Origin of the sequence: Planococcus plakortidis, assembly GCF_001687605.2 — a bacterium.
Classification (GTDB): domain Bacteria; phylum Bacillota; class Bacilli; order Bacillales_A; family Planococcaceae; genus Planococcus; species Planococcus plakortidis.
Genome location: NZ_CP016539.2, coordinates 1,332,552 through 1,346,406 on the forward strand (window position 1 = coordinate 1,332,552; position 13,855 = coordinate 1,346,406).

Annotated in this window: 13 protein-coding genes; all 13 read left to right on the plus strand. The window is 50.7% G+C overall.

Translation table 11 applies throughout. The annotated features are described in order from the left end of the window. Positions 1 to 306: 306 nt before the first annotated feature. The 13 genes from BBI15_RS06795 (at position 307) to BBI15_RS06855 (ending at position 13,728) form a co-directional block, all read left to right on the plus strand. Complete coding sequence (locus BBI15_RS06795) at positions 307 to 948, plus strand: FadR/GntR family transcriptional regulator (protein WP_157101633.1); 642 nt, start codon at positions 307 to 309, stop codon at positions 946 to 948. After that, entirely contained in the window at positions 939 to 1,811 is an 873-nt protein-coding gene (gene accD / locus BBI15_RS06800) for an acetyl-CoA carboxylase, carboxyltransferase subunit beta (protein ID WP_068868868.1), read from the plus strand. Before BBI15_RS06795 ends, accD begins: the two co-directional genes overlap by 10 nt. After that, a complete protein-coding gene (locus BBI15_RS06805) occupies positions 1,804 to 2,769 on the plus strand; it encodes an acetyl-CoA carboxylase carboxyltransferase subunit alpha (RefSeq protein ID WP_068868869.1) in 966 nt (321 codons plus the stop codon). Before accD ends, BBI15_RS06805 begins: the two co-directional genes overlap by 8 nt. Before the next feature lie 141 nt (positions 2,770 to 2,910). Beyond that, positions 2,911 to 3,870, plus strand: a complete 960-nt coding sequence (gene pfkA / locus BBI15_RS06810; protein ID WP_068868870.1) for a 6-phosphofructokinase — start codon at positions 2,911 to 2,913, stop codon at positions 3,868 to 3,870. Between the two features lie 22 nt (positions 3,871 to 3,892). Next, a complete protein-coding gene (pyk, locus tag BBI15_RS06815) occupies positions 3,893 to 5,653 on the plus strand; it encodes a pyruvate kinase (RefSeq protein WP_068868871.1) in 1,761 nt (586 codons plus the stop codon). Between the two features lie 24 nt (positions 5,654 to 5,677). After that, complete coding sequence (locus tag BBI15_RS06820; protein WP_068868872.1) at positions 5,678 to 6,064, plus strand: FxsA family protein; 387 nt, start codon at positions 5,678 to 5,680, stop codon at positions 6,062 to 6,064. A 186-nt stretch (positions 6,065 to 6,250) separates the two neighbouring features. Beyond that, positions 6,251 to 7,366, plus strand: coding sequence for a citrate synthase (citZ, locus tag BBI15_RS06825; RefSeq protein WP_068868873.1), 1,116 nt, complete (start codon positions 6,251 to 6,253; stop codon positions 7,364 to 7,366). A 78-nt stretch (positions 7,367 to 7,444) separates the two neighbouring features. Then, positions 7,445 to 8,713: an NADP-dependent isocitrate dehydrogenase gene (icd, locus tag BBI15_RS06830; protein WP_068868874.1), complete on the plus strand. Its 1,269-nt coding sequence runs from the start codon at positions 7,445 to 7,447 to the stop codon at positions 8,711 to 8,713. A gap of 62 nt (positions 8,714 to 8,775) precedes the next feature. After that, positions 8,776 to 9,714 (plus strand): malate dehydrogenase, encoded by a 939-nt coding sequence (gene mdh, locus BBI15_RS06835; protein WP_068868875.1) that lies wholly within the window; start codon positions 8,776 to 8,778, stop codon positions 9,712 to 9,714. Between the two features lie 157 nt (positions 9,715 to 9,871). Continuing rightward, entirely contained in the window at positions 9,872 to 10,348 is a 477-nt protein-coding gene (locus tag BBI15_RS06840; RefSeq protein ID WP_068868876.1) for a MaoC/PaaZ C-terminal domain-containing protein, read from the plus strand. A gap of 45 nt (positions 10,349 to 10,393) precedes the next feature. Continuing rightward, positions 10,394 to 11,101 carry a response regulator transcription factor gene (locus BBI15_RS06845; protein WP_068868877.1) on the plus strand — a complete coding sequence of 236 codons (708 nt, stop codon included), beginning with the start codon at positions 10,394 to 10,396 and terminating at the stop codon, positions 11,099 to 11,101. Further along, positions 11,098 to 12,498 (plus strand): two-component system histidine kinase PnpS, encoded by a 1,401-nt coding sequence (gene pnpS / locus BBI15_RS06850; RefSeq protein WP_068868878.1) that lies wholly within the window; start codon positions 11,098 to 11,100, stop codon positions 12,496 to 12,498. The genes BBI15_RS06845 and pnpS overlap by 4 nt, the downstream gene beginning before the upstream one ends. Before the next feature lie 9 nt (positions 12,499 to 12,507). Next, entirely contained in the window at positions 12,508 to 13,728 is a 1,221-nt protein-coding gene (locus BBI15_RS06855; protein ID WP_068868879.1) for a carboxylate--amine ligase, read from the plus strand. The last annotated feature ends 127 nt before the right edge of the window (positions 13,729 to 13,855 follow it).

The following is a 13,855-nucleotide window of genomic DNA, read 5'->3' on the forward strand; positions in this document are numbered from 1 at the left end:
GGTTTGAGAGACCCTACAGGCAATGAATGAGCGAAGCTATGCTGAGCCTATTCATTTGCGACGCATCTGCTGGCAGATGTGGGAGCACAAGGGTTTTCGGTAGCGACCGAGGAGGCTCGATTCCCGCCCGCGGAAAGCGATCAATAAGCTTTGGAAAATACGACTTCATAACTTTCTCGACAGCTTGGACTGCATTTCTTAAAAAGAAATGCAGTTTTTTCTTTACGGCGGCCGAAATTTTTTGTAGAGTATAGGAAGATTAGTGGTCAGACCACTTTCAAAAAAATGGAAACAAAAGGAGTTTTCATGAATCAGCCAAAGCGCTATTTAAATATCGTAAGTGAAATGCGGGACATGATTCGGGAACAGGACATCCGGCCGGGCGACCGGATCCCGTCGGAACGGGAGCTGGCCGAGAAGCTGGCGGTCGGTCGTTCGACGATCCGCGAGGCACTCCGGAGCCTGGAGTTGCTGGGGCTTATCGAAACACGACGCGGTGAAGGGACATTTTTGGCCGATCCGAGAAAGCACCGGCTTGTGGAATTGTTGGCGACCTTCATACTGCAGGACAACAAGACGCTGGAAGATGTCCGCGTGACGATGTGCATACACGAAACCGCAGCCATCCAGGCGATCTGCGCAAGCGACGCCGCGAAACTGCCTGTATGGGAAAGTTTCCGTGAACGGCTCGATGGCCATGAGTTCATAAGGGAGGATTTCGTCCGTGAATTGATGGTGCTGTCAGGCAACCGCCTATCGTTGAAAATCTGGTTCTTATTGAAGCAATACGGGGGCAATCCGTACGATGGCGAAGTCACGACGGAAGAGAAAACCCTGCTGAAGAATATCCTGCAGGCGATCGAAAAACAGGATGCCGAAACAGCCATCCGGGATTTTAAAGCCTGGAGCAGCGTCTTAATCAAAGGAGAGAATGCACAATGGCAATGATACGCGATATATTCAAGCGAAAACGAGATGAAAAAGAAGCGACGATACCGTCCAAAGCGGCAAAAGATGTGCCGGAGGGTTTGATGACGAAATGCCCGAACTGCAAGCACATCACCTTGACGAAGGAATTGGAGAATCTGAACAAAGTATGCCCGAAATGCGACCATCATTTCAAAATGACGGCCCATGAACGAATTGTGCATCTGATGGATGATTCAAGCTTCGAATCGGTGGATGATCATTTGAAATCGGGAAACCCGTTGAATTTCCCGGGGTATAGCGAAAAAGTCCAGGCCGACAGTGAAAAGACCGGCTTGAACGAGGCGGTGCTCACAGGGACCGGTTCGATTAAAGGCCAGCAAGTAGTCGTGGCCGTAATGGATTCACATTTTAGAATGGGGTCGATGGGTTCGGTCGTAGGCGAGAAAATCACCCGTGCAGTTGAACTGGCCACCCGATTGAAAGTGCCGTTTTTGATCTTCACGGCAAGCGGCGGGGCGCGTATGCAAGAAGGCGTCTTATCGCTCATGCAGATGGCCAAGACGAGCGTCGCGTTAAAGCGCCATTCCAATGAAGGCTTGCTATTCGTCTCGATCTTGACGCATCCGACAACTGGCGGCGTGTCCGCGAGCTTTGCTTCTGTCGGCGACATCAATTTGGCGGAGCCGAAAGCGTTGATCGGATTCGCGGGGCGCCGTGTCATCGAGCAAACTGTGCGCGAGAAATTGCCGGAAGACTTCCAGACGGCGGAATTCCTACTGGATCACGGCCAACTCGATGCGGTTGTGCATCGCCAGAAAATGCGCGAGACTTTATCGACCATCGTACGCTTGCATGTGAAAGGGGCTGAATCCGATGTCTAAAAAGAAAATGAAGACGATGGCATTTGAAGAACCGCTGATCGAATTGAGAAAGAAGATTTCCGAGCTGAAGGAATATACGGAAACGGCAGATGTCGACCTCAGTTCAGAAATCACTTCCCTCGAACAGCGTTTCGCTAAGCTAGAACAAGAGATTTATGAAAACATGAAGCCCTGGGACCGTGTCCAGGTGGCGCGCCATCCTGAACGCCCGACGACTTTGGATTATTTGCCGCTCATCTTCAAGGATTTCATTGAATTGCATGGAGACCGGGTCTACGGAGATGATGAAGCGATCATCGGCGGCATCGGGAGTTTTGAAGGGCAGCCGGTAACGATCATCGGCCATCAGCGCGGCAAGGATACAAAAGAAAACGTCCGCCGCAATTTCGGGATGCCGCATCCTGAAGGCTACCGGAAAGCGTTGCGCTTGATGAAGCAGGCGGAGAAATTCGGCCGCCCGGTCATTTGCCTGATCGATACGAAAGGCGCATATCCAGGGAAGGCTGCGGAAGAACGCGGGCAAAGCGAAGCGATCGCCCGTAACCTCGTGGAGATGGCAGGGCTTGAAGTGCCGGTGCTGTCAATCGTCATCGGGGAAGGCGGCAGCGGCGGGGCACTCGCGCTTGGCGTCGGCAACCACATCCTGATGCTTGAAAACTCGACGTTCTCGGTCATTTCACCGGAAGGGGCCGCATCGATTCTTTGGAAAGATGCAGCGCTTGCGAAAACCGCAGCGGAAGCCATGAAGATTACGGCTCCAGATCTATTGGAAATGGGGATTATCGAGCATATGATTCCAGAAGTCCGCGGGGGCGCCCATCACGACACGGCCCGCCAGGCCCAATTGATCAGCGGTGCCATCCGTCATTCATTGAAGGAACTGGAAAGCATGGATGCACAACAATTGATTGCCCAGCGATACGAGAAATTCAGGTCAATCGGTGTCTTTTCGGAATAACAATCAGGCCGCACAGAGCGGCCTTTTTTATTTTTTCAAATCCAGCAAAAAACCCATGCCACGCAGGAGTTCTGGACTGACAGCACAGGCCCTGCGTGGTAAGGTGAATAAAGTAAAAAGGAAGTGCAGGAGGCGGTTCTGGTGAAGAAAATTGGAGTATTGACAAGCGGCGGCGATTCCCCGGGGATGAACGCGGCAGTACGCGCAGTCGTCCGGAAAGCCATTTACCACGATGTTGAAGTGGCTGGCGTCTATTATGGCTATCAAGGCTTGATCGAAGGAAACATCGAAGACTTGCAGGCTGGGGATGTCGGCGATATCATCCAGCGCGGCGGCACGAAGCTCTATTCCGCACGCTGCGATGAATTCCGCACAGACGAAGGGCAATGGAAAGCGATCGAGCAGATGAAGAAAAAAGGGCTTGAGGGCTTGGTGGTCATCGGCGGAGACGGTTCGTACCGCGGGGCGATGGCCTTGACCAAAAAAGGATTCCCGAGTGTCGGCGTTCCTGGGACGATCGACAACGATATCCCGGGAACGGATTATACGATCGGTTTCGATACGGCCTTGAATACCGTCATCGAGGCGATCGACAAAATCCGTGACACAGCGACAAGCCACGAGCGGACATTCATCATCGAAGTGATGGGAAGGGATGCGGGCGATCTGGCCTTATGGGCTGGCCTTGCTGGCGGCGCCGAAACCATCCTTATCCCTGAAGACCCGTTCGATATCGATGATATGCTAGAGCGTCTCGAGAATGGCCGCAAGCGTGGCAAAAAACACAGTATCATCATCGTTGCGGAAGGTGTCATGAGCGGCGGGGAACTGGCCGATCTGATCGCAGGCAAGACCAATGTGGAAACGCGCGTGTCGGTTCTTGGGCATATCCAGCGCGGCGGTTCACCGACGGCCCGCGACCGCGTGCTCGGCAGCCTGTTCGGCGCCCGGGCAGTGGAAGTGCTGCTCGAAGGAAAAGGCGGCTTGGCGATTGGCATGAAAAATCATCAGGTGGTAGACTATGATATGACAACGGCGTTCGAAAAAGAGCACGATGCCGATATGAGTTTGTACAAGCTTTCTAAAGAATTATCAATTTAAACAGTTAATTGGAGTGAGTCTATTGAGAAAAACGAAAATCGTCTGCACCATTGGGCCGGCAAGTGAATCACCGGAAGTATTGGAACAATTGATGAAAGCGGGCATGAACGTAGCACGCCTGAACTTCTCGCATGGCGACCATGAGGAGCACGCCTTGCGCATCAAACGCATCCGCGAAGCTTCTGAAAAGACCGGCATCACAGTAGGGATCCTTTTGGATACAAAAGGCCCGGAAATCAGAACCCATAAAATGGAAAATGATGCCATCGAACTCGAAACCGACCAGGAAATCACGATTTCCATGACAGAAGTGCTGGGCACGAAAGAAATGTTCTCAATCACTTATGATAAATTGATCGAAGATGTCCATGAAGGCTCCATAATCCTGCTGGATGACGGCCTGATCGAATTGCGCGTGACAAGCATCGATAAAGAACGCGGCCAGATCCATACGATCGTTGAAAATGCCGGCACGCTGAAAACGAAAAAAGGCGTCAACGTTCCTGGAGTTTCCGTTCAATTGCCGGGCATCACCGACAAAGACGCGGCTGATCTTTTGTTCGGGATTGAACAGGACGTCGATTTTGTCGCAGCTTCATTTGTCCGCAGACGTTCTGATGTCATGGAAATCCGTAGCCTGCTGGAACAAAACAATGGTTCTCACATCCAAATCATCCCGAAAATCGAAAACCAGGAAGGCGTCGACAATCTGGATGAAATTATCATGGTGTCTGACGGCTTGATGGTGGCGCGTGGAGACCTTGGGGTGGAAATTCCAGCGGAAGAAGTGCCGATCGTCCAGAAATCGATGATCGACAAATGCAATAGCGCAGGGAAGCCGGTCATCACGGCTACCCAGATGCTGGATTCCATGCAGCGCAACCCGCGTCCGACGCGTGCGGAAGCGAGCGATGTAGCGAACGCCATTTTTGATGGCACCGATGCGATCATGCTATCGGGTGAAACGGCAGCGGGGCTTTACCCGGTGGAGTCGGTCGAAACGATGCACCGCATCGCCGAAACGACTGAAGCTGCCCTGAACCATAAGCAAATCGTTTCCAACCGCCGGAAGGAAAAAGAATCGAACATGACAGAAGCGATCGGCCAAGCTGTCGCATACACCGCCCTGAATTTGCGCGTGCAGGCAATCCTTGCGCCGACCGAAAGCGGCCATACGGCAAAAATGATATCCAAGTACCGTCCGGGCTCGCCTGTCATCGCAGTGACATCGACTGCCCGTACTGCACGTAAATTGACATTGATCTGGGGCGTGCAGCCGATTGTCGGGACACGCGTCGAATCGACGGATGAAATGCTTGAAGTCGCAGTAGAAGAAGCGCTTAAGCACGGATTAATCAAGCATGGAGACCTAGTGATCATCACAGCTGGTGTTCCAGTCGGCGAAGCTGGCACGACCAACTTGATGAAACTGCGCGTCATCGGCGATATTTTGGCAAAAGGCCAAGGCATCGGCAAGAATGTCGGCTTTGGGGAAGCGGTTGTCGTACGCAATGCTGAAGAGGCATTGGCGATGGATACCGAAGGAAAGATCATCGTCACGTACGGCACCGACCGCGATATGATGGATGCCATCAATAATTGCTCAGGCATCGTGACGGAAGAGGGCGGCTTGACAAGCCATGCTGCGGTCGTTGGGCTGAGCCTTGGGATCCCGGTGATTGTCGGCGTCAAAGATGCGGTGGCGAAAGTGGAATCCGGCCAGGAAATCACGATCGATGCGGATGCCGGTGTCATTTACCACGGTCATGCAAGCGTATTGTAAAGAAATTGTGGAGGCCGATTGACTATGATGAAGTGGATTTTCCTGGCATTGGTGATCGTACCGACTCTTGAGCTTGCGATTTTGATCTGGGCAGGCGGGCAGATCGGATTTTTCTGGACGCTTGCGTTGATTGTCGCGACTGGGCTGCTCGGCGCTTATTTGGCGAAACGCCAGGGGCTTAAAGCGATACGGGACATACAGTTGAGCATGAGCCAGATGCAGCCTCCCGGCGACCGCCTGATCGGCGCGGCCTTTATCCTGGTCGGCGGCGCTTTGCTGCTGACACCGGGATTCATTTCGGATGCAGTCGGCTTCAGCTTGTTGTTCGGGCCGACGCAGAAGCTCTACAAGCCGTTCGTTTACCGGATGCTTCAGAAGAAGATGAAAAATACCCGGATTATCGTAGGATAATTCCGGGTACATTCATCATTAGGCAATCGTTTTTAAATTTTACCAAGCGTTTTCATTCACAAATTGTACAAAGTTGATTATAATGACTAGGTAAGTCCATTTACGGAAAAGTGCATGAAAGCAGATGGCTCATTATTCTGTTTTTTTTTTGGAATGATGAAGTAGAATGTAGAAGGAGAGATTTACATGACATCATCAAAAGGTTTAGAAGGTGTAGTCGCAACACAATCGGCGATCAGTTCGATCATCGATGATACCCTTACATACGTCGGCTACAATATCGACGATCTGGCGGACAACGCCAGCTTCGAAGAAGTGATCTACCTATTGTGGCACCAGCGTTTGCCGAAGGCGGACGAACTGGCCGAGCTCAAACAGCAGCTCGCGGACAACATGGCCGTACCGCAAGCGGTACTGGACCACTTCAAGACATACGACATCAAGAACGTCCACCCGATGGCGGCACTGCGCACTGCGGTCTCCATGCTCGGCCTCTTCGATGAAGAAGCCGAAGTGATGGAACCGGAAGCAAACTACCGCAAAGCGGTGAAGATCCAGGCGAAGATCTCGACGCTCGTGACGGCATTCGGCCGCATCCGCGCAGGGAAAGAGCCGATCCAGCCGAAAACGGACTACAGCTTCGCAGCGAACTTCCTATACATGCTGTCCGGCGAAGAGCCAAAAGACATTGAAGTCGAAGCCTTCAACAAAGCGCTCGTGCTTCACGCAGATCACGAGCTGAACGCATCGACGTTCACGGCGCGTGTGGCGGTCGCGACCTTGTCTGACGTCTACTCCGGCGTAACCGCTGCGATCGGCGCCTTGAAAGGCCCGCTCCATGGCGGCGCTAACGAGCAGGTCATGAAGATGCTCACGGAAATCGGCTCTGTCGACAACGTCGAGCCTGTAATCAAGGAAAAGCTTGCGAACAAAGAGAAGATCATGGGCTTCGGCCACCGTGTCTATCGCCAAGGCGACCCGCGCGCGAAACATTTGCGCGACATGTCGAAAAAGCTCACCGAGCTTCGCGGCGAATCGAAATGGTATGAAATGTCCGTGAAAATCGAGGAATTGGTGACAAGCGAAAAACCGCTTCCGCCAAACGTCGATTTCTACTCGGCATCCGTCTACCATTCGCTCGACATCGAGCACGACCTGTTCACGCCGATCTTCGCGGTCTCCCGTGCCTCGGGCTGGCTCGCGCATATCCTGGAGCAATACTCGAACAACCGCTTGATCCGCCCGCGTGCGGAATACATCGGGCCTGGCATGCAGACCTACGTGCCGGTTGAAGAACGTTAATCTAAGCAATATAATAAAATTTGATGGGGCTGTCACACTGTGCAGCCCTATGACTTTGAACTCAGGAGGAACTTACACATGACGAACGGCGAAAAAATTTCTGTAGAAAATGGCGTCTTGAACGTCCCTAATAACGCGGTTATCCCATTCATTATCGGTGATGGAACTGGACCGGATATCTGGAATGCAGCTTCACGCGTACTTGAAGAAGCGGTAAACAAAGCTTATAACGGCGAAAAATCAATCGTATGGAAAGAAGTTTTGGCTGGCCAAAAAGCTTTCGACGAAACAGGCGAGTGGCTTCCACAAGAAACGCTTGACGTTATCCGCGAATACTTGATCGCAATCAAAGGACCGCTTACTACGCCAATCGGCGGCGGTATCCGTTCATTGAACGTGGCACTTCGCCAAGAGCTAGACCTATACACTTGCTTGCGTCCTGTACGCTATTTCGAAGGCGTGCCTTCACCGGTTAAACGCCCTGAAGATACAGACATGGTCATCTTCCGTGAAAACACTGAAGACATCTATGCTGGTATCGAATACGCTAACGGCAGCGACGAAGTGAAAAAATTGATCTCATTCCTGACTGACGAAATGGGCGTTAAAAACATCCGCTTCCCTGAATCATCAGGTATCGGCATCAAACCGATTTCTGAAGAAGGAACAAAACGTTTGGTACGCGCTGCAATCAACTATGCGTTGACTGAAGGCCGCGACTCCGTAACGCTTGTCCACAAAGGGAACATCATGAAGTTCACTGAAGGAGCGTTCAAAAACTGGGGCTATGAAGTGGCTGAGCAAGAGTTCGGCGATAAAGTCTTCACATGGAACGAATACGATGCAATCAAAGACGAAAAAGGAACTGACGCTGCGAACAAAGCACAAGAAGAAGCTTTGGCTTCCGGCAAGATCCTTGTCAAAGATTCCATCGCTGATATCTTCCTTCAGCAGATCCTTACACGCCCAAGCGAGTTCGATGTTGTGGCAACAATGAACTTGAACGGCGACTACATCTCTGATGCGCTTGCTGCCCAAGTCGGCGGAATCGGAATCGCGCCTGGTGCGAACATCAACTATGACACAGGACACGCGATCTTCGAAGCGACTCACGGTACAGCCCCTAAATATGCTGGCCTTGATAAAGTAAACCCATCTTCTGTCATCTTGTCAGGCGTATTGATGCTTGAACACCTTGGCTGGTCAGAAGCGGCGAAATTGATCTCTGAATCAATGGAGAAAACAATCGCGTCTAAAGTTGTCACTTATGACTTCGCACGTCTGATGGACGGCGCAACAGAAGTAAAAACATCTGCATTCGCTGATGAACTAATCAAAAACATGTAAAATGAAAGAGGAGGCTCCGGCCTCCTCTTTGTTGTATCATCCGACGGAAAGGGGAGTTTTACATGACATTCAAACGGAAAAAGATTTCGGTAATCGGTTCTGGTTTCACTGGTGCCACGACGGCATTCCTGCTGGCGCAGAAAGAGTTGGGGGATGTGGTCATCGTCGATATTCCGGCAATGGAAGACCCTGTTAAAGGGAAAGCGCTGGATATGGCAGAAGCGGCACCTGTATTGAATTTCGATGCACATATTACGGGGACTTCGGATTACGCGGATACGAAAGACTCCGACCTTGTCATCATTACGGCAGGCGTGGCCAGAAAACCGGGCATGAGCCGTGATGACTTAGTGCAGACCAACCAGAAAGTCATGAAATCCGTTACAAAAGAAATCGTCACTCACTCGCCAAATGCGACAATTCTTGTGCTGACCAATCCGGTTGATGCGATGACCTACACTGTTTTCAAAGAATCCGGCTTTCCGAAAGAACGGGTGATCGGCCAGTCCGGGGTGCTCGATTCCGCGCGATTCCGCAGCTTCGTTGCCGAAGAGCTTAATTTGTCGGTTAAAGACGTTACCGGATTCGTGCTGGGCGGCCATGGAGATGATATGGTGCCGCTTGTCCGCTATTCATTCGCCGGAGGCATCCCGCTTGAGACCCTGATTCCGAAAGGGCGCCTCGAGCAAATCGTGGAACGGACTCGAAAAGGCGGTGCCGAAATCGTCGACCTCCTTGGCAACGGCTCTGCTTATTATGCGCCGGCTGCCTCCTTGGTGGAAATGGCGGAAGCGATCCTGCTTGACCAAAAACGCGTCTTGCCGTCGATTGCCTATTTGCAAGGTGAATACGGCATGGATGGAATCTATTTGGGTGTGCCGGCAGTCCTTGGGGCGTCCGGAATCGAGAAGGTCATCGAGATCGAGTTGAATGAAGAAGAAAAACAAGCGCTCGACAAGTCGGCTGCCTCGGTAAAAGCGGTCATGGATATATTGGCGTAAAACACGGAGCCGGGCAGGATTTCCTGTCCGGCTTTTTCTATATATCTATATAAGGGTTCGGCTGTTCATTCAATGGGCAGCAAAGCGAGCGAACTTGCACTTGTGCGCATGGAATTGATACTATAAGGATATGAAACACCTAGGGGAGGGAAAGCCTGTGTTGCTCGGGAAAAAGCGGAAACTAGGCAGAAAGATTGAAGATATCACAGTCGGCGAGAAGTTGAAGCTGACGGAAAAGATCGAGGATAAGGATTTGCTCTTGTATCTTGGGCTGACAAACGATGGAAATCCTTTATACATCCAGCATGACTTCGCTTCAACGACCAGTTTCGAGAAGCCGGTCGTGCCGAACATCATGTTAACGGGAATCATTACATCGGCAGTCTCCAAGTATATGCCGGGGCCGGGCTCATATATTTGCGAACAGCAACTGGTATTCAAGAAGCCGGTTTACCATTACGCGACAGTCGATTTCCTTTTGGAAGTGACCGACGTGGATGTAAGGGGGAACTTGGTGACCATCCGTGTAGAAGGGACGGATGAAGAAGGTAGCCTTTGCATAGAAGGAAAGATCGTGGCACAGCCGCCGAAGACGTCGACTCAATTGACGACCCAGGCGATGGAGAATTTCTAGAGCGGTTTGGGATGGGGGTTCCAAATTGAGTGTGGAGGATGCAAAATGCCGAAGAAAATTTTGATCATTGAAGACGAACATTCGATTGCAACGCTGTTATCTTATAATTTGGTGCAGGCCGGATATGAGACGATTATCGCAAATGACGGGAAGCAAGGTTATGAACAGGCGCTCAGTGAGAACCCGGACTTGATCGTGCTGGATTTGATGCTTCCTTCAATGGATGGCGTGGAAGTGTGCAAATCATTGCGCCAGCAGAAAGTGAATACGCCGATCATCATGCTGACGGCAAAAGGCGATGAGTTCGATAAAGTTCTTGGCCTGGAGCTGGGCGCGGATGATTACATGACCAAGCCATTCAGCCCGCGTGAAGTGGTCGCCCGCATCAAAGCGGTACTGCGCAGGGCAGAAACGAGCCCTGTTATCCAGCAGGACGGTTCTGCCCCATATGTGTTCGGTAAGTTGCAGATTTTCCCGGATAGATTCGAAGTATTTTTGGATGAAAAACAATTGGAATTTACGCCTAAAGAATTCGAACTGCTCGTCTACCTGGCAGAAAATAAAAACAGAGTGTTGACCCGCGACCAATTATTGAGTGCTGTGTGGAAATACGATTTCGCAGGCGATACGCGTATTGTTGACGTCCACGTCAGCCATCTGCGCGAAAAGATCGAAGCGAATACACGCAAGCCGACTTTTATCAAGACCATCCGTGGCCTGGGCTATAAATTCGAGGAGCCGAAAAGTTCATGACTTTCCGGCGCCGCCTGCTATTTTCCTTGCTGTTATGGATCGGTACGCTGCTCGTCGGTCTCTATTTGATTGTGCTCCAGTTCCTTCCATTATATGAAGAGGCGGAAAACAAATCCGCAGTCTGGGTGGCGCTTGGGCTTATTTTCCTGATCGGCCTGGGAATTTCCGCTGTCATCGGAAACCGCATAATCCGCCTGCAAGTAGAACCGGTGGAAAATGCGACAGAAACCGCAGTGGAACTGGTAAAAGGAAATTACCGCGCTCGCGCCTATGAATCCGATGCCCAGGGCAGCTTGGAGTTGAATAAGACGATCAATGTGCTTGCCCGGAACTTGCAGGAAGTCGCCGCTGTCCGCTTGATGGAACAGGAAAGGCTAAAAACATTGATCGAGAATATGGGCAGTGCTTTAGTGATGATTGACCGCCAGGGAACGATTTCATTGGTCAACCGGGCGTTTCTCGAGGAAACCGGCCTGAGCAGTGAAGCGGTCCTTGGCAGCCTGTACAGGGAAATCGATATTGCGCCAGAGCTTAAATCCTTCATTGAAACAGTATTCATGACAGAGACCCGTTCCCGCGACCAGATCGAGTTTGCCGAAGGGCTGAAAATGAAAAACTTGGATGTCTACGGGGCGCCGGTCATCGGAGAGCATGAGCGTTGGCTCGGGGTGGTCATCGTTTTCCACGATATTACCGAGTTGAAGAAATTGGAGCAGGTGCGCAAGGATTTCGTCGCGAATGTTTCCCACGAATTGCGCACGCCCGTCACGTCGATCAAAGGTTTTTCAGAAACCTTGCTGGACGGGGCTTATCAGGACAAGGACACGTTATTGTCCTTTCTGGAAATCATACAGACGGAAAGCAACCGATTGGAAATGCTTATCAATGATTTGCTTAACCTGTCGAATATGGAACGTTCCGCTTTCGAAATCGAATTGACGCCGACCGACATGAAAGCCGTGATTGAATGGGCTGTCGAAACGGTACACCCGAAACTGGCAGAAAAGAATATAAGCCTTGAATTGGACCTCGCGCCAGTTATCGTCAACGGCGACGGGAACCGGCTCATCCAAGTCATCGTCAATTTATTGATCAATGCCGCTACTTATTCACAGGAAAATACCACGGTGGCGATAGGGCTCTATGCTGAAGAGGGCCGCGCAATCGTGAAAGTGGCAGACCAGGGAATCGGCATCGAGGCGGCCGAAATCGGGCGCTTGTTTGAGCGTTTTTACCGTGTAGACCGTGCCCGCAGCCGGAATTCAGGGGGCACGGGACTTGGGCTTTCAATCGTCAAACATATCATTGAAGCGCATCATGGCAATGTCGAAGTCGAAAGCGAAGTCGGCGTAGGGACGACCTTTACTGTCTATTTGCCCCTTGCGGAAGAAATTTAGGAGGAACATATGGAAACCAAACACCCATTTTTGCCGATCATCGTCGGTACGGATATGAATGCATACAATATGGCGATTTCATTTCATGAAGCGTATGGCATCAAGCCGATCTTGATCGGGAAAGAGCCGTTGTCCTTTACGGAGATGAGCTCGATCACTGAAACCATCGAATTTGACAAGAAGTTGTCTGAACCGGAACATTTTGCGGATATTTTGATCGGCATGGCCGAGAAATACAGGGCCCCAGGAAAAACTTTATTGCTGGTCGGCACGAACGATCTATACGTGCGCTTGATCATCGAAAATGCCAAAGTGCTGCGCGAACATTATGTCTTCAATTACCCGACTGAAGAGTTGATGAACAAATTGCAGATGAAGGCGAATTTTTACGAACTATGCAAAGAACATGGGATCGACACACCGACGACGTATTTCTATAATTGCAGCCAGGATGTCCCGTTCGACGATAGCGATATGATGTATCCGGTCGTCGTCAAACCGAGCAATGGCATCGAATACAGCCGCAACAAGTTCGAAGGGCAGGAAAAAGTCTTTAAAGTGGACAGCCCGAAAGCATTATTCGAAGTCATCCAGAAAATCAAGGCAAGCGGCTATCGCGACGAATTGATCATCCAGGATTTTATCCCAGGTGACGATACATATATGTGGGATTCCGTCATTTACGCCAATTCCAAAGGCCAGACGCAATTGGTGACGTTTGCGCAAGTCGTCTTGCAGGAGCACACCGTCACGGCCATCGGCAATTACACGGCGCTCATCACGCGCTTCGACAAGGAAATGATGCAAAAGCTCCAGCATTTCCTTGAAGCGGTCGGCTATACCGGATTTGCCAATTTCGATTTGAAATACGATTCGCGCGATAAGAAATTCAAAGTCTTCGAAGTGAATATCCGTCAAGGCCGCTCGAGTTATTATGTAACCGCGCTCGGCCACAATATGGCAGAGTACCTGGTCGATGATTTGATCTACAAGATAGATAAGCCGATCACTTATTTGAATGAAGATTTCCTGTTCACGGTCGTCCCGAAAGTGGTATTGCGCAATTTCGTCCAAAACCAGGCGGTCCAAAAAGACATCAAGCGCTTGATCAAGGAAAAGAAATGGGGCAATCCGCTATTCTATAAAAAAGATACCCATATGAAACGCAAGCTGTATCTTTTTGCGCGCCAAGTGAATTATTATAAGAAATACAAAAACAATCAATGGTAAGTTTACAATGGCTTAACACCAGCTTCACAATCGGGTGCTATTCTTTAATAGAACCCCCTTCAACCGCATGACTTGAAAAAGAGCCCCTCCCCGGGCTCTTTTTCCATTTTCCTGAAACTATTTCACA